We start from the raw sequence: 21073 nt of genomic DNA on the forward strand, positions 1-21073 counted from the left end.
ACAGTAAAATATGCGCCATTGTAGCAAATCAGAGTTCATTGCGCTGAAGATTTGCTAGAATTCTAAAATCCAATCGCAAATCATGTAGCAGAGACTCAAGATGACTTTATATGCGTCGCAAGATGACAAAAAACGTGCAGCCGCAGAAGCTGCTATTCAGCACCTGCCAAAAGGTGGCATCTTAGGAGTGGGCACAGGCAGCACCGTCAATTTTTTGATTGATTTATTGCCAGAGTTACAACTTGAAGCGGCTGTGTCGAGCTCGAAAGCGACCGAAGAACGCCTGAAAAAGCTCGGCATAGAAGTGGTCGATCTCAATCATGTTGGCGGTTTGGATGCTTATGTGGATGGCGCCGATGAGATTGATCGTCATCTGCATATGATCAAAGGTGGCGGTGCGGCGCTAACCCGTGAAAAAATCGTAGCATCTACCGCAAAGCAGTTTATCTGTATTGTCGATGATTCAAAATGGGTGACACAGCTTGGTCGTGAGTTTCCGTTACCTGTGGAAGTGATTCCGATGGCACGCTCGGCGGTTGCACGTAAATTGGTGACATTGGGTGGTGATCCTGCATATCGTGAAGGTGTGGTGACGGATAATGGTAATGTGATTTTGGATGTGTATAACTTAAATATTCTCAATGCCTTAGAACTAGAACTCACCATCAATAATATTCCAGGTGTGGTGACTAATGGTATCTTTGCACAAAATGCAGCGAACATTGCCATTGTGGCGACGGACAACGGCATTGAAGTCAGAAAACCCGAATAACTGTACTGCGACATAGCGAATGTTTGACATTCTAAATCCAAGCCTAAATCAGCGCCGAAATCAAAGCCACGCTCAGGTTTTTAGCACCTTGCCAGAAATTCACATGGTTAGACATGCGCGTGCCAAGCGTCTGAAACTGGCTGTTTCAGCGCAAGGCATTCGGCTGACTGTGCCGCCGTATGCGACTAAACGTCAGGTGCAAGATTTTCTGGCGCAGAGTCAAAGCTGGCTGGAACAGACATGGCAAAAACAACAATTACTCATTTCGCAAAAGGCAGAACAATTTGCGCAAATAGAATTACCAACGACTTTGCATGTAAACTTTTTCCCGAAGACCATTCGTGTTGACTATCAAGATATGACCCGTGCGTTTAAATGGTCGGAAAACGAATCACGTTTAATCGTCAATGCGGATCATGCCGAGAAAGCATTAACTCAGTTTATATTTCAATTTGCCAAGCAGATTTTACCCGAGCCGTTATATTCCTTTGCCAAAATGCATCAGCGCAAGGTCAATGCACTGCGTATTAGTAAAGCCAAAACCCGCTGGGGCAGTTGTAGTAGTGATCAACGTATCATGCTCCATGCGGGATTATTGCTGATGCCATTAGAGAGTGCGGAATATGTGATTTTGCATGAGCTTGCGCATACGATTCACATGCATCATCAAGCCAGTTTTTGGCAACAACTTGAGCTGTGGTGTCCACAAGCAAAACAAAAGCAAAAAAACCTCAAACAATATCGCTTACCGCATTGGTGGAGCGCATAAACGGCTAAAGAAAAAAGCAATCATCAATGCATTGATGATTGCTAGTATGAAAAAAGTTTAAAGATTTTAACTACAAGACTGAATATCATCATCGTCAAAACTTAAATCCTGTAATGATGGGAATTTATTTTGACTATTGCCCGTATGCGCATCGACGATCTGCGCATTTTTCACTTCGAGCTGGATAAAGTGAGGCGGAATGATTTCGCCAGCACCGATATTGAGCAGATACGATTGCGTTGCTGTATCTAGGCGAAGTAAGTTATCACTTTGGTCACGGTTGATTTGTCCAATGATGACTTTATTGCCTTTGCTGAGCGTCACGTCACCACTGGCTAGGATTTCGATCTGACAGTTTTGTACCTTGTGCGTGCCAATCAAGTATTCGATTTGGCTGCGCTCTGTGCCTGTATCATCGGCGTTGAGTCCTTGTAGACATGGATAAGCACTGCTGGTGCAAGTTGCATTCCCTGTAAAGCCAAACGCAGGACGATAGTCACCCGCACCAAACCAGCGGTAGATGGTGCTCGAGTTGCCAAAAATCTCAGTTTGGTAATAATCCATATCGCTCAGTAGTTCAAAACCATCCGTATTGGTAATTTGTTGATAACTTTGTGTGGCGTAGTCTAAAGTGGCTTGTTTTAAATCTTCGCCAAAGCTACGCCGAATCGTTGCTTGGACTGCACCGATGTCCTCAAGGCTATTCTTGCTTGGATCGGTATTTCTCGGCGCATCCACCAATTTTTGAAAGGTGCTGTCATCGCCTTGAATCGTGCGCCCATCTAAAGAGCCATCACGTAAATCGATCCCGATATTGGTGGCAAGTTCAACATAATTATTCACACTATTGGGATAGCGCTGTTGCCAGAGGTTGAGCATGCCAAGCCCCAGCATGGTATTGACGTAGTTCTTTTCATTTTTGGAATCATAGCTGAGCGCCCTGATACTTTGACTATGGCTAAATTTGGTGAAATTGGTCAGGTTAAATGCCTGATTAAAAACGGTATTAACCTCAGTCACGGATTTACTAATGTGTTTTGATTCAATCAAATCCCAATCGGGCGCACTAAAATCCAAATTGCCAGCACGCAAGATGGTCCGTTGATAGACCGCTTCTGAAAGCGGGGACAACACAATACTTAAATTATTTTTCATGGTGTTGACCGCATGCAATGTCCCTTGGAAGGGCACATCAGTTTGCTTAATTGGGTCAAACATGGTGCTACTATCATTGCCGATCAGCTCAACCACCAGCACTTTATTCAGCTCGGATTGTGCAACGTCAATGTCTGCTGTCTCAAAACCAGTAAAATTTGACTGACTATAGATTGGATCAGACTTTCCAGCCAGATACACTTTGAGTGTGGCATTTTTGACATGCATGGGTATCAGCACATTCATGCTGACGGTATCTTCTGCAGGCTGTTCGGTGTCAGTAGAATTATCCTGACTCCGTGAGGTGCCAGAACCGCCACCACCACATGCCATCAGTGTGGCACAGCACAGGGCGATACTTAAATGACGTAGTGAGGACATCGTCATTACATCTTTTGTTGTTTTCGAAGGCATCCGCGCGCTCCATTGCTTTTATGTAAAAATCCTTATGGCAGTATTAAAAAGTAAAAAAAACTATTCGTCTAGTCCAATCCTTGATTTTGTTTCTTGCGAAATTTTGTCATACTACGCTGTTCAAGCAAAACACAACACCAAAGATGAGGTAAGCGCTGTGATTAATGTGGGTATTGTAGGTGGTACAGGCTATACAGGGATTGAATTAATCCGTTTGTTATTACAGCATCCACAAGCTCGAATCAAAATGCTCACCTCGCGTACCGAAGCAGGTGTCAAAGTTGCGGAAATGTTTCCGAGTCTGCGTGGCGTATTGGATTTGGCGTTTAGCCCTTTAGATATTGCAGAGTTGAAAACTTGTGATGTGGTATTTTTTGCGACGCCGCATGGCGTAGCGATGAAACATGCTCAAGACTTGGTTGATGCGGGTGTTAAGGTCATCGACTTAGCCGCAGATTTTCGTTTGCAAGATTTGGCGCAATTTGAAAAATGGTACGGCATGCAACATGATTGCCCAGAATTATTAAAACAATCTGCCTATGGTTTGTCTGAACTGAATCGTGAAAAAATCAAAACTGCGTCTGTGGTGGGTAATCCAGGATGCTACCCAACCACAGTTCAGCTTGGTTTAGCACCACTGTTAAAAACTGAGTTAAAGTCTGAACAATCTTTAATTTCGTTTGAAAATATTATCGTCGATGCCAAATCAGGCGTATCTGGTGCAGGGCGTAAAGCTAGTATGGGCATGATCTATACTGAAAATACCGACAATTTCAAAGCCTATGGCGTGGCTGGGCATCGTCATCATCCTGAGATCGTGGAAGCCTTAGAAAATATTTCAGGGCAAAAGGGTGCTTTTGAGAGTCTGACCTTTGTGCCACATTTGGTGCCGATGATTCGTGGCATGCTCAGCACTATTTATGTCAATCTGACGGATGCGGGTCAGCAGGCAGATCTACAAACATTGTTTGAGCAATTTTATCAAGATGAAGCCTTTGTCGATGTGATGCCAGCGGGCAGTCAGCCTGAAACACGTAGTGTACGTGGCGCCAATTATCTACGCATTGCACTTTATCAACCAAGTCCAAAGCGTTTAGTGATCGTGGTTGCACAGGATAATTTGGTCAAAGGTGCATCGGGTCAAGCGATCCAAAATATGAACATCATGTTTGGTTTAGAGGAAGGTTTAGGGCTACAGTCGATTGGACTTTTACCGTAAAACTACTTTCAATGTTTGTGTAAATCGGCATAATAGCAAGCAATTTGAACTTTCAAGTTGTCCTTTTGAGCAATGGCTTGAAAATCAAATGGCTTATTTTTGCTAAAAATAGCTAACCCATTTCGCTAATTACTATTTCGACTTTTGAGCATCTCATTGTTATGGATCATTCAGAACAAACGCCACCCAATCCTGAAACACCGCCTAATCCGCAAAGTGCTCCTGTGAAGAAAAAGCCATTTTGGAAGTCGCAGTCGTCGATACTTATGGCGGCGATTGCTTTGGCGGGTGGTGGTTTTGCCTTGGGCTATACAGTGGGGCATAAGCAAGGCTTGACCGTGGTTGGCTTTGATCAAGATGCGCAAGAGCTCGCTGAAATCGTTGCAAAACAGAAGTCTGCATTAGATGCGGTGAGTGTCAGTTTGAATACTTCAACGCAAGAGCGGGATGTGGCGATTCAAAATGCCAAAGAGCTCAATGAGGCACTAGGACTTGCCAATCAAGACAAATCGCATGCCGATGCACTGAGTACCACCTATCGTGAAAAGTTGCGTGAACGTGGCGGACTGAGTCTGACCATTCAAAATATCAAAATTAAGCCTTTACCAAGCAATGCCTATGAATATGTGCTGGACTTGGTGCAAGTCAGTCCGAGTAAGCGCCGTGCGGTTGGGCGTATTGAGATGCGCTTGATCAATGGTGGTGAAATTTTGGTGGTGCCGCTAGAAAGCGCCAATTTTAATTTTGATAACTTTGAGCGGTTGACAGGGCGCTGGACGATGCCAAGTGGCTTTACCCCGCAGTATATTGAAATCCAATTGAGCGGTTCGGGTGAAAAGGTTATTCAACGTTTTGCATGGCGCCGTGGGGCAAAAGATGTGGCATCGTCAGCATTCTTGGGTGAAATTCCGCAAACGCAAGCGGATGCAGATTAACAACACGTCTTAAAATGATCATCTTGCTCCTGTAGAATGACACAGTGATAAAAATGGTACTGCGATAAAACAGCGTTTTGATTTTTTCGGTGTGCTTTTTGATCAACTTTTTTAATGAGATGTTTTAACGAGATGTTTTTTTTAATGTGTGTTGGCACAATTGATGCTCACCACAATGATTGGAATAAAAGAAACGGTATTATGACAAATTTTTCCGCCAAATCTGGTCGAAAATCTACCCAACTGACAAAAGAGGTGATGCGCCAGCGTTTTGCACAAATGGGTAGTATGGATTGGCATTTGCCCAATCCACAGCATGCGCAGACTACACATCCTGTCTTTGCGCATGATGAGGAGCATCCAGATGATGGTCAGCACTCAACCACAGTCCTGCTCGCACCACCAAAGTTGAAAAGACCGCCACAATATGCGGTGGTTTTGTTGAATGATGACTATACGCCGATGGACTTTGTCATTGAAATTTTACAACAATATTTTGCATTAGACCTTGACCGAGCCACCCAAGTAATGCTACAGGTACATCATGAGGGTAAAGGTACTGCAGGCATATATCCTCGAGATATTGCTGAGACCAAAGCCAACCAAGTGAATAACTATGCTCGATCGCAAGGACATCCCTTGCTTTGTCAGATAGAGCCACAAGAATAGAGGTCATCATCATGCTCAGTCGTCATTTAGAAGTTTCCCTACGCTTGGCTGTGAGCATGGCTCGTCAAAAACGACACGAGTTCCTTACAGTAGAGCACCTCTTGCTCGCCTTGCTAGATAACGATTCCGCTGTCAATGCGCTCAAAGCCTGCGGTGGCGACATTGTATCCTTGCGTAAAGAGCTCGAAGAATATATCGATCTACATACCCCAAAACTGCCTGAAGATACCGATCAAGCACCGCATCCAACAGAGAGCTTTGATCGGATTTTACAACGCTCAATTTTCCATGTGCAATCTAGCGGTGGCGATCGTGCGGTCGAAGGTGCGGACGTCTTGGTGGCGATGTACTCCGAGCGTGATGCGTTTGCGGTGTATTTGCTCAAGCGTCAACAAATCAATCGCTTGAATCTGACTCAATATCTCTCGCATGGTGCGCACAAAGAAATCAATGCTTCTGAAGAAGAAACAGAGGACACGGATTCGGAAAATGGCAGTAGCGCAAGCAATGCAGGCCCACTTGAGCTGTACACGGTCAATCTTAACCAAGAAGCACAAGCAGGTAAAACTGATCCGCTGATTGGTCGTCAAAAAGAAATTGAACGGACTGCACAGATCCTTTGCCGTCGACGCAAAAATAACCCATTACTGGTCGGTGATCCAGGGGTAGGTAAAACCTCGATCGCTGAAGGTTTAGCGTGGCTGATCGTCAAAGGTCAGGCACCGAAGCCACTTGCTGATGCCGAAGTGTATAGCTTAGACATTGGTGCGTTGGTTGCAGGGACGAAATATCGTGGTGATTTTGAAAAACGCTTAAAACAATTGCTCAATGCCTTGAAGAAAAAGCCACATGCGATTTTATTTATTGATGAAATTCACATGATCATCGGGGCAGGCTCGAGTATGGGCAGTACCATGGATGCATCGAATTTGATCAAGCCCGCCTTGGCAAATGGTTCATTGCGTTGCATTGGTTCAACGACTTTCCAAGAATATCGCCAAGTCTTTGAAAAAGATCATGCGCTTTCACGTCGCTTCCAAAAGATTGATATTGTCGAGCCTACGATTGCAGAAACGATTGATATTTTGAAAGGACTTAAACCGAAATTTGAAGAATTTCATCATGTTAAATATGATGATGAAGCGATTCAGGCGGCGGTTGAGCTATCAGCGAAATATATTCATGAACGCTTTTTACCAGACAAAGCCATTGATGTGATTGATGAGGCTGGGGCACAGCAACGGCTACATGCCGATGGTGAAGAAAAGCAAATCGGCTTGGCAGAGATCGAAGATATCGTGGCGAAAATTGCTCGTATCCCACCGAAAACTGTGTCTAAAGATGATAAGTCGGTGCTTGAGTTCTTAGAGCGTGATCTGAAACGTGTGGTCTTTGGTCAAGATGAAGCGATTAGTGCATTGTCTGCGGCGATCAAACTGTCTCGTGCAGGTTTGAAATCGCCTGATAAGCCAATTGGTAGCTTCATTTTTGCAGGACCAACAGGTGTTGGTAAAACCGAAGTAACGCGTCAGCTTGCCAAAATTTTAGGTGTCGAGCTGGTACGTTTTGATATGTCTGAGTATATGGAGCGTCATGCGGTTTCTCGTTTGATCGGTGCACCTCCAGGCTATGTTGGTTTTGATCAAGGTGGTCTACTCACTGATGCGATTAATAAAACGCCTCATTGCGTATTGCTACTTGATGAGATTGAAAAAGCGCATCCAGAAGTCTTTAACTTGTTGTTGCAAGTTATGGATCATGGCACATTGACCGATAATAATGGGCGTAAATCCGACTTTAGAAATGTGGTGTTGGTAATGACCACCAATATTGGTGCAGAAAGTATTACCCGAACCAGTATTGGCTTCACTGAACAGGACAACAGCGCAGACAATCAAGAAGCGATGAAACGTGCCTTTACCCCTGAATTCCGTAACCGTCTGGATGGCGTGATTCAGTTTAAAGCCTTGCCAACCACAGTGATTGATTCTGTGGTGGATAAATTCTTGACTGAGCTCCAAGCACAACTGGATGATAAAAAAGTGGTGCTCGAAGTCGATCAAGATGCTCGTGATTGGCTCGCAGAGCGTGGGTATGATCGCCTGATGGGTGCTCGTCCAATGCAGCGTCTGATCCAAGATCAATTGAAAAAGCCATTGGCAGAAATGATTCTGTTTGGTGCGTTAATTGATGGTGGTATTGTGAGTGTCACTGTACATGGCAAAGACAGCGATCAGGATGGCTTAAAGCTCGAAGTGATCGAAGACCATAGCGCAGAACCTGCTTAAGGTTTTCAATTTAAAGGCTAAAAATTGAATAGCACAGACTTTCGAGTGTGTGCTTTTTATTGGTAAAAAATTTTGGTTGCAACGCTGGACTATAACATCTCGTGGATTATCTGAAGCTACTCAGCACATTCGGCTTATTTGTGTGTACGGCGATCGCAGAAATTGTCGGTTGCTATCTGCCATATTTGATCTTACGGGAACAAAAGTCGGCGTGGCTGTGGTTGCCGACTGTGTTGAGCTTAGCAATTTTTGTTTGGTTGTTAAGTTTACATCCAACCGCTAGCGGTCGAGTTTATGCAGCTTATGGCGGGATCTATGTGGCGATGGCGTTAATCTGGCTACGTTATGTCGATCAAATGCCACTGACGTGGTGGGACATTTGTGGTGGTGCGATCGTGGTCTGCGGTGCCTTGGTGATTATTTTACAGCCGAGCGCATTTATTCGCTGATTGCGCTTTATATTTCCTCATATTTTCTCGCTTTTAAATGTTTTTAAGCCGATTCATTATGCAAAATTCAAATCATCCATCTATTCAAATCCGCACGATGCAAGATAGCGATATTAATGCTGTTTGTGCGATAGAACAGCAAGTGCAATTTCATCCGTGGACTGCATCGCAGTTCGCTGATAGTGTACAGCGTTACCAAGCGACTATAGTAGAACGAGATGGTGAGATTCTTGGCTTTTGTATTGTGCAAAAAGTCTTGGATGAAGCCAATTTATTACTGATGGCGATTGATCCAAAGTGTCACGGGCAGGGCTTAGGTACCTTGCTTCTCAATGATGCGATTGAGCGATTGGGCGATGCATGTGTACAAATTTTTCTAGAAGTTCGTGAAAGTAATTACGCTGCAATTGCGTTGTATGAAAAAGTCGGTTTTCATCAAATTGATCTGCGTAAAAACTATTATCCAGCGCCAAATCGACAAAAAGAGCATGCGGTGATTATGGTCAATATGCTCAGCGCAGATGCATTTTCATTTCATCAATAACCATTTTGAGTTGAAATAAGCTGATAAAAAAGAACGAAAAACTCAAAAAATGATGTGATTAATTGTCATTTAAGATATACAAAGCAACACTTGATCAGAAAAATTCATTATCAATTTGTTATGTTGATGGCTTTTCGCATTGTCAAATTAAAATAACCACTTACACTATACGCTCGTGTGAAATGTCATATTGCAAGAATTTTACAGTTATGGGGCTTTGGTCTGTATAAGTGTGATAACTTTATCTTTTTTATCTGATTTCATTTACACTGTGGCAATTATATGTCGTTAAGCGTATCAATTTTGATTACGCACCCATCACTGAGGCCCAAATTGGTCAATTATGCAAGAGATTAAATCCACACCATTTTTCTTTCAGAATTTTAAAAATAATCTGATTGCAGGAATGTGGCTATTTGTTGGTTCTCGGCGCAGTTTGTCTTGGGTCGCACCGACGCCATTACAGCTTTTATTCTGGGTGATTGCTGGCTGTGCTGCCAATTCGCTGTTTAGTTGGATTGTGGCAGATGGGCAAGGACAATTTAATCCGCAAGGTTTGATCAGTTATCTGCTGTGGCCATTTTTGGCGTTGATTGTCGGGATTTTTCTGTCACAACGTACTGAGTTGCAACGCATCATGCTGGTGCCTGCGCTACTTTGGCTGATTTTGGATGTGCATGTCGCACTGTTACAAAGTTTTTTGCAGTATCTTGGCAAACTCGATCTGCTGCCGTATTTCAGCTATAGCTTTTTACCGCAATTATTTCTGGCGTTATTTGTCTGGCAGAGTTTGGCGGTGGTTTGGGTGCTGGCTCGAACCTTGAGATGGCCGTGGTGGGAACTGTTGCTGATCATGTTTGCGACCTTGTTCACCATGGTGGTGTGGCAATCTTCTGTAAAAAGCCAACCGATTTGGAAAATAGCAGAAGTCCAACCGACCATTTCTGAAAAGGCGCTTTATGCACAGTCTGAGCTGTTAAATCAAGCCTTACAAAATCTACAACCGAGTAATTTTATTGATACGCAGTGGTATTTCTTGGGGATTGCAGGTGCTGGTTATCAAGATGTATTTCGCTCAGAAGTGGAGCGGATCAAAGAGCAATTTGATACCCGATTTGGCACTTTTGGGCGTTCGATTGCTTTAGTAAATAATGATCAAAGTACCGAACAATTGCCGATGGCAACGCCGACCAGTATCGAACGTGCGCTGACACGCATCGGTGGCGTGATGAATCGTGAAAATGATGTGCTGTTTTTATATATGACCTCGCATGGTGATGTGAATCAATTTGAATTGTCTAATGCACCGATTGCCATGGATCCGATCAATCCAAAATGGTTACGTGAAGCACTCGACAATTCGGGCATTCGCTGGCGTGTGATCGTCATTTCTGCATGTTATTCGGGCAGTTTTATTCCTGCGCTACAGTCGCCTGATACCTTGATCATTACTGCATCTGCTGCGGATAAGAGCTCGTTTGGCTGTAGTAATGAAGCGGATTATACCTATTTTGGTCGAGCATTTTTCGATGAGGCGATGCGTGAGCAAACTGATCTGAAAGAGGCTTTTGATCAAGCCAAGTCGACAGTCGGTACATGGGAAGCAGCCCAAGGCTTTGAGCCATCCGAACCACAGTGGGTCATCGGTGACAATATGAAACTGATGCTGCCACAGCTTGAGCAGCGCTTATTTCCCAAAACCACTGTGACCTTGCCAAAGCAAGATGGTGTGATCTTGCCATCAAAACCGAAAAATCAAAACAAGCCAGACTTGACCCCGCAACTGCATCCTCAAGGCTGACTCTTTAAGACGGATTCCTCAAGACGAATCCCTCAAGGTAGATTGCTGGCAAATCTCAAGTCTAGAATGGACAGCGCTAAACATTTTTAACAGTTTCCTTATCCCTTTTTTGCAAAATCAGTGCAAAATGACAAGTGTATTTGACTGTCCTGTATCGGCACACGGTTTTTGAACATATGGAGAATAAGGTGTCTATCGAATTACTACAACAACATCACTGCTTTGCAGGTGAACAACGCTTTTACCGCCATGATGCGCAATCTGTGCAGTGTGATATGAAGTTTGGTGTTTATCTTCCTGAAAAAGCCTTGCAAGGGCAGTCGTGTGCGACCTTATTTTATTTGGCGGGATTGACCTGCACCGAAGAAACCTTTGCCATCAAAGCACATGCACAGCGTTTGGCAAATGAAATGGGTTTTATTTTAATCACACCAGATACTTCACCCCGGGGCGCTGATGTGATGGATGATGCGCATTGGGATCTTGGGCAGGGCGCAGGATTTTATCTGAATGCAACACAGCCGTTGTGGTCGAAGCATTATCAAATGCAAGACTATATCGTCGATGAGCTCTATGCATTGGTGATTGAACATTTTGCTGTCGATCCTGATCGGGTTGGCATCATGGGGCATAGCATGGGCGGACATGGTGCGCTGAGTTTGGCATTTAAATTTCCTGAGAAATTCAAATCTGTGTCGGCATTTGCACCGATTTCTGCACCGAGCATTTGTCCTTGGGGTGAAAAAGCCTTTCATCACTATCTCGGTGCCGATCAACATGCGTGGTTTGCGCATGACAGTGCGCAGTTAATCGTGAAAAATGGTAAGCATTTTTCCGATATTTTGGTCGATCAAGGTTTGGATGATCAGTTTTATGAACAGCTTCATCCTGAAAAGTTGCAACAAGCCTGTGATCAAGTCGGTCAAGCCTTGACCTTACGTTTCCACGATGGCTTTGATCATGGTTATTATTTTATTCAAAGTTTTATTGATGATCATCTACGCCATCATGCCAAACAATTGCAATAAGCAATTACAGTAAACAATTAAAGTCAGTGCTGAATTGATTGAATGTGTTGATTTATTTTTGCTGATTTAATCAAGCCTTAAGCTATAGTACAATTTTAAATTTCCAGTTCGGCAAAGTTGGGCTGGGATCATTTCGTTGTTCAGCATCGTTGCGGGCAACGGCAATACAACAAGAGAACTCAGCATGAATATTAATGAAGGGGCTTATGAATAACGACAATCAAACCGCATGGAATCCACAGCCCGATACAAACCCGCACAACGCACCCGCATGGAGTGATGCACCGCAGCAACATTCTCAGCAGGAAATCCATCAGACGTGGCGCTTTGGCTTTAAGGGCAATGGTACTGAATATTTCAAGATTTGGATTAGCAATCTGTTTTTAACCATTATCACGCTGAGCCTCTATGCACCGTGGGCAAAAGTGCGCCGTTTGCGTTATTTTTATGGCAATACCTTTTTAAAAAATCGTAAATTTGATTTTACTGGTGTGCCATCTCGGATCTTGGTGGGGCGTCTGATTGCATTGGCGGCGTATGGTATTTTTGCTGCATCGTCACAGCTTTCGGTGGAGCTCAATGCGATTTTATTCTTTATTTTTATTGCGGTGATTCCATGGCTGATTCGCTCAAGTATGCGCTTTCATGCCCGCAATAGTAAATATGAGAATAGCCGTTTTTATTTTTCCGCCAATATGAAACAGACTTATCTGATGGCATTGGGCTGTGTGCTGATTACTGTGTTTAGTGCAGGTTTGCTGTATCCAATTGCCTTGCTGTGGTTTAAGCGTTATCAAATAGATCATCTCTATATCGGACAATTGCAATTCAAACTGACTGCCGATGCAGGAGATTTCTTTGCGGCGGTGATGTTGCCGATGGTGATGTTTATGGTGGCAATTTTTGGTGCGATCGGTTTGATTGTGGCAGGCTATTTTCTCAATATTGCAGAAGAACTATTGATGGTCTTTGCTGCGGGTTTATATGTCGTGGCGATCTTTTTTCTTGCACCACTGGTACAAGGCTATCTGTTTAAAGCCACGTGGTCGCATGTCAATATTGGCAAAAGCCAGATGAAAACCGATGTCAATCCTTGGCGGTTTGCATGGATCAAGATGAGTAATAATCTTGCCATTATTTTTAGTGTTGGGCTGTTGTTTGCATGGGCACAAGTGCGGATTTATCGCTATCAAATGGAGTCGCTGAGTGTGGTGTTTTATGATGATCCGACTGAGCTGATGAATATGGCGCAAGAAGATTACAATGCCATTGGCGAAGAATTGGCGGATATTTTTGATATCGACATTTCTTTGTAATCCACCCTTTGCAATCACAACATAAGACTAGGTGTTGCTCATGCAATCAATCGCAATTAAATATTATGACGGCATCATCAATCGTGCGCATGTGGCAACCTTGCGCTCACATGCCAGCGGTGCAGTGGTTGAATACACAGATGCTCAAAATACGGCACAGCAAAAGCTGTATCACTATGATGATATGCTTTATATCGGTCCGATCGGCGCAGTTTTGCCTGCGATTGAATTACCCAATGATGCACGCATTGAGTTTTTAGATGCGCAGCTACCTGACTGGCTTCAGCTCAAGTCTAAACAACAATCACAGCGTGTACATGCGATTGAATCGAGCTGGCGCTGGATTGCGCTGAGTCTAGTAGTGACGATCGCAGTGATCTTTTCGACCTTCCGCTGGGGCATTCCGCTGGCAGCACATACCATTGCCCAGCAGATGCCTCGAGATAGTTTGCAACGCTTAGGTGATCAAGCGGAAAATTATCTGATTGAACTGACTGAGCCAAGTAAAATCAGTCGTGCCAGACAGCAACAGATCCAAGTCATGTACCGCACCAAAATCAATGCCAAATATCCTGCAAAAATTCTGTTTAGAGAGGGTGGAAATCGCATTGGTGCCAATGCCTTAGCGATTCCAAATGGTCGAATTATCTTAACTGATGAACTGGTCAAACTGGCGAAAAATGATCAGGAGCTACTTGCGGTACTTGCGCACGAGCAAGGGCATTTAGATGGTCGGCACAGTCTAGAGCAAGGTTTGCAAAGCCTAGGGATTTCGATTTTGTATGTGTCGATTACAGGCGATGCATCGGATTTGTTTGGTAGTTTACCTGTGGCGCTGGTGTCCTCACAATATTCACAAAAGTTTGAACTGCAAGCCGATCAGCATGCGATTGACGAATTAAAACGTCAGGGTATTTCTCCGCAGTATTTGGCGGATTTCCTGCAACGTCTGAGTGAAGAAAATGAAGAAGAATCATCTTCGCTGGACTTTTTACAAAGTCATCCTGCGACCTCAGAGCGTATCGCCCAAGTGAAAGCACAGCTCTAATTCATCGAATCGTCGATCATTTATCGACGATTCAAAACAAAATAGACAACTTGAATCAGCAATAAAAACGTCAGATCAGCTGACGTTTTTTTAATGGCAATCGAAGATGCTTAAAATCACATTTCAATGTGTTTAGAAATTAGAGTATTTAAACTTAAAGCACTTCAAATTTAAAGCACATCAAAGGTGATACCCGCATGTTGTTTGAGGCGCTCTACATAGCGTTGATCAAACATGGTGGCAGGTGTCCAAAAACCGCCTTGACGTCCTGTTTTTTGCTGTTGATCATGATGGTCGAGTACCAGACTTAATGCTGCTTGCCCAAGCATTTTTCCTGTTGAACCGTAGCCTGGATCACGGTCGCCTGTGACTTTGGTGCGGATGATCTGTCCCGTTGCTGACTTGCCGATAAAGCGCAAATCAAATCGACCAGTGCGCTGTTGCTCTGGTGTCGGACCTTCGCCAGCTTTTGGCAAGAGGTAGCGTTCCATCAGTTGACTACTGCGTTTATTGGCCGCACCAAGCATAAATGCACCGAGCCCCGCAACCAAGCTATAAGCACGGCTACGACCTTTCCAGCCGTGACCTGTGAGCATTGCTTCGTTATAGGTGAATTGATCGCCGTAAGCATTATCCGCTAAAGCATTCGAGCGATGAACGACCCGCTCATTCACCGCAGACATCACAAATGGCGCAATCCATGCATCAAAATCCTGATCGAATTCGGCAGATTTGACATAGTGCTGGCGTGCGTTAAAGCCGTGATTTTTTGGGGTGAGTAAATATGGATTAACCAATTCTTTGCGTAGCGCTGGGTCGGCAGCCGCTTCTTGGATGACATTGATTAGGCTGGCAACTGTACCGCCTGATGCACCGCCTTTGAGCGATTTGACCCGCATTTTGACTTGGGTTGCTGGGGCTTGCCACTGCTTTAGTGCTTGCTGTTGTAAAAAGTAAACGCCCATATCAGATGGTACAGAATCAAATCCACAGCAGTGCACAATGCGTGCGCCAGACTGCACAGCTTGATCTTGATAGCTGTCGATCATTTTCTTGATCCACTGGGTTTCACCCGTCAAGTCACAATAATCTGTACCTGTTTCTACGCAGGCTTTGATCATGGCTTCGCCATACAGCGCATAAGGACCCACGGTCGATACTACGACTCGGGTTTGCTCGCAGAGTGCTTTGATGGCTGAGGCGTCATTGACATCAGCAATGATAGTGTCAAGGTCTTTGCCCTGCGCACCTAAGTCACTTTTGAGGGCATCTAGTTTTGCTTGTGAGCGTCCTGCGATTGCCCAAGTGATTTGTTCGCCTGTGCTTCCTTGTTGGCTTAGATATTCGGCAAGATAGGCAGTTAAGATTTTTCCGACAAAGCTGGTCGCACCAAATACGACAAGATCATACTGCGGGGATGAGGTGGTTGGCATGGTGTTACTCCTGCTCGAAACATGGATGAGCACTTGAATCAAAATCAAATTTTTTAAATCAATTTGTCTCTAAATCGATCTAAATCAAATCGATTTAAATCGTGGTCGTCTTCAATCTCAGTGTTGTTGTTTAAAGAAAATCAATTTCAGTTGTATTGAGTATACGGCGCATGCTTAAAAAAATGAAAATATAAATTGTCAAAATTGTGGCTTAACCGTAAATAAAATCACTTGACCTTAAAGTTAACTTTAAAGATATAGTGCACCTAAGATCAAAAGAGGTGATCAACATGAACATATTTGAGCCATTAACCTTACCGAACGGCGCCGTCATTCCCAATCGTCTTGCCAAAGCGGCGATGGAAGAAAATATGGCAGATAAAGAACAAGCACCATCACAAGAATTATTTAATCTTTATCATGCGTGGGCTGATGGTGGCATCGGCTTGATCATTACAGGTAATGTGATGATTGATAGTCGCGCCATGACTGGACCAGGTGGCGTAGTGCTGGAAGATACTGAATATTTAGAACTGTTTAAACAATGGGCGACGATCGGTCGTGCCAAAGGTGCGCAGTTTTGGATGCAGATCAATCATCCAGGGCGTCAGATGCAATCCAATATGGGACAAGATACATGGGCACCGTCGGCTGTAGCACTTGATCTTGGCAAGATGTCAGATAAATTTGCGACACCGATTGCGATGACGCAAGCGATGATTGATGAAGTGATTCAGCGCTTTGCACGTACCGCTCAGCTTGCTGAGCAAGCAGGCTTTACAGGTGTAGAAATCCATGCAGCACATGGCTATTTACTGAGTCAATTTTTATCGCCACTGAGTAATCAGCGTAAAGATCAATGGGGTGGCTCACTTGAAAATCGTGCACGACTTTTGATTGAAATCGTTAAAGCCGTTCGAGCTGTGGTATCGAACACCTTTGCTGTAGCTGTAAAACTCAATTCAGCAGATTTCCAACGTGGTGGATTCAGCGCCGAAGATGCTAAACAAGTGGTGGAAATGCTTAACGAGTTGCCTGTAGATTTGGTTGAACTGTCAGGTGGAAGCTATGAAGCGCCTGCCATGCAAGGACAGGCACGTGATGGTCGGACACTGGCTCGTGAAGCATATTTCTTAGAGTTTGCGACAGAAATTCGTAAAATCGCCAAAATGCCGATCATGGTGACTGGCGGTATTCGCCGTCAGCAAGTGGCAGAAGAGGTGGTGAATAGTGGCGTAGAAATGGTTGGTATTGGTACGGCGCTGGCGATCGCACCTGATTTACCCAATGCGTGGAAAGCTGGAAAACCCGTTGCGCCTGAACTGAAACCGATTGAGTGGGATAATAAAGCATTGGCATCGGTAGCCAATATGTCTACGGTGAAATATCAACTGCGGAAACTAAGCAAAGGCAAACAGCCCAATCCCAAAGTTTCACCAATCTTGGCGTTGATCTTACAACAGCTTGCAATGATCAAACGTACTAAGCAATATCGCCATCGCATGCAAGGTCGTGCCACGATATAAGTTCAAGCATTCCTTTCATTATCTAAACAACAAAGCCCTCATGATTGAGGGCTTTGCTAATGTGTTTTTTGATCTGCTTTGGTGAGTCGGTTTTTTATGCGTTGAATTTATCCGTGATCGCTTGCACACGTTTGGCATACAGTTTGGCAGTGTCTAAATCGCCTGATGGAATTTCATCAACACTGGCATCCGAAGGCGACTGTACCAGCAGTCCTACAGAACCACCAAGATTATTCACATCTTGACGGGTTGCAGCTTTAGTATTGGCAGGGGCTAAACCTAAGCTAACCCAAATCCCGCCATGCTGTGATGCCAAAGTTTGCATTTGGATCAAAGTTACTTGTTTATCACCATTGAGGCTTGCGCTATTGGTAAAGCCTGCAAAAATCTTATCTGACCAAGCTCGTGTAAACCAACGTTTAGATGAGGCATCCGCAAACTTTTTAAACTGCCACGGTGCTGTACCCATATAGGTTGGCGCACCGAATACGATGGCATCGGACTGATCTAAGGTCTGCCAATCTTGCTCTGTAATATCACCATTCGCATCAATCTCGATCAAATTGGCATTGATCTCTGAAGCAAAAGTATTTGCGATGACTTTGGTGTGTCCATAGCCTGAAAAATAAACGAGAGATACGCTAGACATGATTTTTTCCTACGATGTGCTGTGATTGATTTAAAATCATGATACACTTTTGAAACCTAGTATCAATTAGTTACCACTTGGTAACCACCATGTTATTTTTTTAATTTTAGGTGGTTTTTGTAGAAATGGAGTGTGATCATTATGAATAAGCCATTAAAATTTAATGTGTTTCATCCAGATTGTCCCTCACGTATTTTTTTTGAAAAATTTGCAGACAAATGGATTTTACTGATCGTGTATACACTTGATCAGGATGCACAGCACTTCAATCAACTGAAAAAAAGCGTGACGGGCATTTCTCCTAAAGTGCTTTCGCAAAAGTTAAAAATCTTAGAACGCGATGGTATGCTGACTCGAACCATTCATGATGACAATGTGATTCGGATTGAATATGCCTTGACTGAACTTGGCAAAGCCTTTGCAAAAACAGCGGATCAACTGAAAGGTTGGGTTGAGGAAAACATGGATAGCGTATTGCAGGCAAGATCGGAGTTTGATCAAAAACATTGAGTTCCTTCCCCTTATGGGGGAAGGTTAGGCAGGGGGTAAGAATAATCACCCAAGATAAGTATATAAAACCATAAAAATTATTTAGCTGTAGTTTGTACATTCCATGCGTCAATCGGTTTTGGCATATGTAAAGCCAATTGCGCATCTTTGATCACATCCATTCGGATGATCTTATTGGCACCAAGCTCATCCAGCAATTTACTCACTGGTCCACCGTTATACGTTAGCTCTACAGCACTTGGAAAGAATTTTTGTCTAAAGGTGATGTTGTTCGCCTGAACAGATGAGCTATACCAAGTACCATCAACCTCATTGAGCATGGTTTTCTTTTCAAGACGTGATTCATTTTCTACCGTTTTTAGCTTTGGCGTTGGTGCGCTTAGGCTGACATCTATCTTGCCATTGGTGTCGTATAAGGTTGCAGTGACATGATCATCAATCTTCAGATCAATTGCCGTTAACCATTTTGGCAAGCTATAACCATAGACACCACGCACACGTGCAATCTCGGTATCGACAGGTAGGGCAAGTACATGACCATAATAATCACGGTTACGAATCGAGCTGATCATTTCCATGATATTTGAGCCTTTGGCATCAGGACGACGAGTCACGATCGCAACTGATACTTCATCATAGGGATCATTATCAGCCACATCATAAGCAAAGAAGGTCAGTGATACTAAGCCATAGCCAAAGAGATTCATCGGTTCGATTTTCTCATTGAGTTTGGCTTTGAGCTTGTCAATCGGTGCAAGCATCAATAGCTGTACATTCTTTGTTCGGTAGTAATAGTTCGGCGACCAAACTTTACCGACACGAGTTTCGACTTGTTGCTTTGGTATCTTTCTAAAGAAGTCGAGGTTTCCAGCTTCGGGAATCTTAGTGACTTCATTGAGATCAGGATTCATACGAAAGCGATCATAAAATCCACCTTTAGGGACTTGGACTTTGTGCGGACCAAATTCTACTTCGGTAAATTCCGTCGCATTTGGGTATTGCGTCTGCGGTTGGTCGGCAATGACGATGTTGCTCGTCACAGTAGTATTATTTTGAATGTTCGGTGTGGGTATAGGTGTTGATGTGACTTGTATCGTTGTCGACGCCAGTGCAGAACTGATCATTGCAAAGTTGATGGCAACTGGACTGATAGACTGCTTTAAACGACTGTGCTTTAAACGATTGTGCTTTAAACGAGCTTTCTTAAACATCATATTAGCCTCTGAGTATTCATTAAATGTATGCTATGTTTAAAGCTAACTTTAAGGTCAAGAGGTAATTTCAAATGAATATTAGTGAACTGTCGAACCTGAGTGGCGTTAATGCACCAACCATCCGCTACTACGAACAGATCAAGCTGTTGCCCAAAGCAGAGCGCTTATCGAATGGCTATCGCAAATACTCAGAAGAGGATTTAAAGAAGTTATTTTTGATAAAGCAAGCACAGCAAGTTGGCTTTAGCCTTGATGAAATTAAAGCATTGATTCCTGTGAATGTAACTAAATGGAATCATGATCTGCTAATCAAAACGCTGACAGAAAAAATCACAGAAATTACCGCCATGCAAAAAATGTTGGCGGAGAATAAGCAAAATTTGATTGCTTTAACTGAATCAATCCAAGATAAACCCATGGATATGAGCTGTGAAGAAAATGCCAACCGCTTGATGAATATTTATTATGATGAGTCTGAAAATTAATCATTTCACTTTAGTTTGTTTGTGATCAATGTGCTGGTCATCGGCAATTTTCAATCGTGATAAAAAATTAAAAGCAAAGCTCTGTTATAATGCGACCACAATTAGCCAACTGACATTCAGGTGAATCATGTCTAAGCCATATCTTATTGCGCCATCTATTCTTTCTGCCGATTTTGCTCGCTTGGGTGAGGATGTAGAACGGGTACTAGAGGCAGGTGCGGATGTGGTGCATTTTGACGTGATGGACAATCATTATGTGCCGAATCTGACCTTTGGTGCAGGTGTCTGCAAAGCCTTAAAAAATTATGGCATTAAAGCGCCGATTGATGTGCATCTGATGGTATCGCCTGTAGATCGCATGATTGGTGACTTCTTAGAAGCGGGTGCGGATATTATTACCTTTCACCCTGAAGCATCTGATCATATCGACCGTTCATTGCAATTGATTAAATCAGGCGGTGCCAAAGCAGGACTAGTTTTTAATCCTGCAACGCCTTTGCATTATTTGGATTATGTCTTAGATAAAGTTGATCAAATCCTTTTAATGAGTGTCAACCCAGGCTTTGGTGGGCAGAAATTTATTCCAACCACGTTGGATAAACTACGCCAAGCCCGTCAAATCATTGATGCCAGTGGTCGTGATATTTATCTTGAAGTCGATGGCGGTGTTACACCTGCCAATATTCGTGAAATCGCCGAAGCAGGTGCAGATATGTTTGTGGCGGGTTCTGCGATCTTTAGCAAACCTGACTATAAGCAAGTAATAGATGAGATGCGCAGTGAGCTTGAACAAGTTGGCAATAAAACGGTGTAAGTCATTGCATTTGCATTTCAGGTAATTTGCGTTAG

Annotated in this window: 20 protein-coding genes; 16 read left to right on the forward strand and 4 right to left on the reverse strand. The window is 43.6% G+C overall.

The window, feature by feature from the left end; translation table 11 throughout:
- Nucleotides 1–100 precede the first annotated feature (100 nt).
- Complete coding sequence (rpiA, locus tag BLQ60_RS06625; RefSeq protein WP_092617851.1) at nt 101–772, forward strand: ribose-5-phosphate isomerase RpiA; 672 nt, start codon at nt 101–103, stop codon at nt 770–772.
- 19 nt (nt 773–791) lie between these two features.
- Nucleotides 792–1541, forward strand: a complete 750-nt coding sequence (locus tag BLQ60_RS06630; protein WP_092617854.1) for a M48 family metallopeptidase — start codon at nt 792–794, stop codon at nt 1539–1541.
- A 66-nt stretch (nt 1542–1607) separates the two neighbouring features.
- Here BLQ60_RS06630 and BLQ60_RS06635 read toward each other — a convergent pair whose 3' ends face one another.
- On the reverse strand, nt 1608–3077 hold the full coding sequence (locus BLQ60_RS06635) for a hypothetical protein (RefSeq protein ID WP_143005191.1): 1470 nt from the start codon (nt 3075–3077) through the stop codon (nt 1608–1610).
- Nucleotides 3078–3267: 190 nt separating this feature from the next.
- Between BLQ60_RS06635 and argC the strand changes: the two genes are divergently transcribed.
- The 10 genes from argC to BLQ60_RS06685 all read left to right on the forward strand — a co-directional run bounded on the left by argC (nt 3268) and on the right by BLQ60_RS06685 (nt 14407).
- A complete protein-coding gene (gene argC / locus BLQ60_RS06640) occupies nt 3268–4329 on the forward strand; it encodes an N-acetyl-gamma-glutamyl-phosphate reductase (RefSeq protein ID WP_092618671.1) in 1062 nt (353 codons plus the stop codon).
- A gap of 161 nt (nt 4330–4490) precedes the next feature.
- A complete protein-coding gene (locus tag BLQ60_RS06645) occupies nt 4491–5264 on the forward strand; it encodes a DUF6776 family protein (RefSeq protein ID WP_092617860.1) in 774 nt (257 codons plus the stop codon).
- A gap of 201 nt (nt 5265–5465) precedes the next feature.
- The gene (clpS, locus tag BLQ60_RS06650) at nt 5466–5933 is read left to right on the forward strand and encodes an ATP-dependent Clp protease adapter ClpS (protein WP_244515978.1); all 468 of its coding nucleotides are present in this window, start codon (nt 5466–5468) and stop codon (nt 5931–5933) included.
- Between the two features lie 11 nt (nt 5934–5944).
- A complete protein-coding gene (clpA, locus tag BLQ60_RS06655) occupies nt 5945–8221 on the forward strand; it encodes an ATP-dependent Clp protease ATP-binding subunit ClpA (protein WP_092617863.1) in 2277 nt (758 codons plus the stop codon).
- A gap of 101 nt (nt 8222–8322) precedes the next feature.
- Complete coding sequence (locus BLQ60_RS06660; protein WP_171259068.1) at nt 8323–8670, forward strand: YnfA family protein; 348 nt, start codon at nt 8323–8325, stop codon at nt 8668–8670.
- 58 nt (nt 8671–8728) lie between these two features.
- The gene (gene rimI, locus BLQ60_RS06665; protein WP_092617866.1) at nt 8729–9214 is read left to right on the forward strand and encodes a ribosomal protein S18-alanine N-acetyltransferase; all 486 of its coding nucleotides are present in this window, start codon (nt 8729–8731) and stop codon (nt 9212–9214) included.
- 343 nt (nt 9215–9557) lie between these two features.
- On the forward strand, nt 9558–11015 hold the full coding sequence (locus tag BLQ60_RS06670; protein WP_092617869.1) for a C13 family peptidase: 1458 nt from the start codon (nt 9558–9560) through the stop codon (nt 11013–11015).
- A 194-nt stretch (nt 11016–11209) separates the two neighbouring features.
- On the forward strand, nt 11210–12043 hold the full coding sequence (gene fghA / locus BLQ60_RS06675) for an S-formylglutathione hydrolase (RefSeq protein ID WP_092618679.1): 834 nt from the start codon (nt 11210–11212) through the stop codon (nt 12041–12043).
- Nucleotides 12044–12249: 206 nt separating this feature from the next.
- Nucleotides 12250–13359, forward strand: coding sequence for a YjgN family protein (locus BLQ60_RS06680; RefSeq protein WP_171259069.1), 1110 nt, complete (start codon nt 12250–12252; stop codon nt 13357–13359).
- Nucleotides 13360–13399: 40 nt separating this feature from the next.
- On the forward strand, nt 13400–14407 hold the full coding sequence (locus BLQ60_RS06685) for a M48 family metallopeptidase (RefSeq protein WP_092617875.1): 1008 nt from the start codon (nt 13400–13402) through the stop codon (nt 14405–14407).
- A 170-nt stretch (nt 14408–14577) separates the two neighbouring features.
- Here the strand turns inward: BLQ60_RS06685 and BLQ60_RS06690 are convergent, their stop codons facing one another.
- Nucleotides 14578–15840, reverse strand: coding sequence for a saccharopine dehydrogenase family protein (locus BLQ60_RS06690; RefSeq protein WP_092617878.1), 1263 nt, complete (start codon nt 15838–15840; stop codon nt 14578–14580).
- A gap of 290 nt (nt 15841–16130) precedes the next feature.
- Between BLQ60_RS06690 and BLQ60_RS06695 the strand changes: the two genes are divergently transcribed.
- Nucleotides 16131–17366 carry an NADH:flavin oxidoreductase/NADH oxidase family protein gene (locus BLQ60_RS06695; RefSeq protein ID WP_092617881.1) on the forward strand — a complete coding sequence of 412 codons (1236 nt, stop codon included), beginning with the start codon at nt 16131–16133 and terminating at the stop codon, nt 17364–17366.
- Nucleotides 17367–17460: 94 nt separating this feature from the next.
- Here the strand turns inward: BLQ60_RS06695 and BLQ60_RS06700 are convergent, their stop codons facing one another.
- The gene (locus BLQ60_RS06700) at nt 17461–18015 is read right to left on the reverse strand and encodes a flavodoxin family protein (RefSeq protein ID WP_092617884.1); all 555 of its coding nucleotides are present in this window, start codon (nt 18013–18015) and stop codon (nt 17461–17463) included.
- Nucleotides 18016–18156: 141 nt separating this feature from the next.
- Here BLQ60_RS06700 and BLQ60_RS06705 point away from each other — a divergent pair, with 141 nt between their 5' ends.
- On the forward strand, nt 18157–18525 hold the full coding sequence (locus BLQ60_RS06705; protein ID WP_092617887.1) for a winged helix-turn-helix transcriptional regulator: 369 nt from the start codon (nt 18157–18159) through the stop codon (nt 18523–18525).
- Between the two features lie 77 nt (nt 18526–18602).
- On the opposite strand, the gene BLQ60_RS06710 is transcribed toward BLQ60_RS06705, so the two are convergent.
- Entirely contained in the window at nt 18603–19649 is a 1047-nt protein-coding gene (locus BLQ60_RS06710; protein WP_092618682.1) for an acetoacetate decarboxylase, read from the reverse strand.
- Between the two features lie 161 nt (nt 19650–19810).
- Here BLQ60_RS06710 and BLQ60_RS06715 point away from each other — a divergent pair, with 161 nt between their 5' ends.
- Nucleotides 19811–20224 (forward strand): MerR family transcriptional regulator, encoded by a 414-nt coding sequence (locus tag BLQ60_RS06715; RefSeq protein WP_092617890.1) that lies wholly within the window; start codon nt 19811–19813, stop codon nt 20222–20224.
- A gap of 127 nt (nt 20225–20351) precedes the next feature.
- Entirely contained in the window at nt 20352–21038 is a 687-nt protein-coding gene (rpe, locus tag BLQ60_RS06720; protein WP_092617893.1) for a ribulose-phosphate 3-epimerase, read from the forward strand.
- Nucleotides 21039–21073: the final 35 nt, after the last annotated feature.

The organism is Acinetobacter marinus (assembly GCF_900096915.1).
Classification (GTDB): domain Bacteria; phylum Pseudomonadota; class Gammaproteobacteria; order Pseudomonadales; family Moraxellaceae; genus Acinetobacter; species Acinetobacter marinus.

Coding starts and splice junctions, on each gene's coding strand:
- rpiA (WP_092617851.1), top strand. CDS start 101: ATGACTTTATATGCGTCGCAAGATGACAAAAAACGTGCAGCCGCAGAA.
- BLQ60_RS06630 (WP_092617854.1), top strand. CDS start 792: ATGTTTGACATTCTAAATCCAAGCCTAAATCAGCGCCGAAATCAAAGC.
- BLQ60_RS06635 (WP_143005191.1), bottom strand. CDS start 3,077: ATGTCCTCACTACGTCATTTAAGTATCGCCCTGTGCTGTGCCACACTG.
- BLQ60_RS06645 (WP_092617860.1), top strand. CDS start 4,491: ATGGATCATTCAGAACAAACGCCACCCAATCCTGAAACACCGCCTAAT.
- clpS (WP_244515978.1), top strand. CDS start 5,466: ATGACAAATTTTTCCGCCAAATCTGGTCGAAAATCTACCCAACTGACA.
- clpA (WP_092617863.1), top strand. CDS start 5,945: ATGCTCAGTCGTCATTTAGAAGTTTCCCTACGCTTGGCTGTGAGCATG.
- rimI (WP_092617866.1), top strand. CDS start 8,729: ATGCAAAATTCAAATCATCCATCTATTCAAATCCGCACGATGCAAGAT.
- BLQ60_RS06670 (WP_092617869.1), top strand. CDS start 9,558: ATGCAAGAGATTAAATCCACACCATTTTTCTTTCAGAATTTTAAAAAT.
- BLQ60_RS06680 (WP_171259069.1), top strand. CDS start 12,250: ATGAATAACGACAATCAAACCGCATGGAATCCACAGCCCGATACAAAC.
- BLQ60_RS06685 (WP_092617875.1), top strand. CDS start 13,400: ATGCAATCAATCGCAATTAAATATTATGACGGCATCATCAATCGTGCG.
- BLQ60_RS06690 (WP_092617878.1), bottom strand. CDS start 15,840: ATGCCAACCACCTCATCCCCGCAGTATGATCTTGTCGTATTTGGTGCG.
- BLQ60_RS06695 (WP_092617881.1), top strand. CDS start 16,131: ATGAACATATTTGAGCCATTAACCTTACCGAACGGCGCCGTCATTCCC.
- BLQ60_RS06700 (WP_092617884.1), bottom strand. CDS start 18,015: ATGTCTAGCGTATCTCTCGTTTATTTTTCAGGCTATGGACACACCAAA.
- BLQ60_RS06705 (WP_092617887.1), top strand. CDS start 18,157: ATGAATAAGCCATTAAAATTTAATGTGTTTCATCCAGATTGTCCCTCA.
- BLQ60_RS06710 (WP_092618682.1), bottom strand. CDS start 19,649: ATGATCAGTTCTGCACTGGCGTCGACAACGATACAAGTCACATCAACA.
- BLQ60_RS06715 (WP_092617890.1), top strand. CDS start 19,811: ATGAATATTAGTGAACTGTCGAACCTGAGTGGCGTTAATGCACCAACC.
- rpe (WP_092617893.1), top strand. CDS start 20,352: ATGTCTAAGCCATATCTTATTGCGCCATCTATTCTTTCTGCCGATTTT.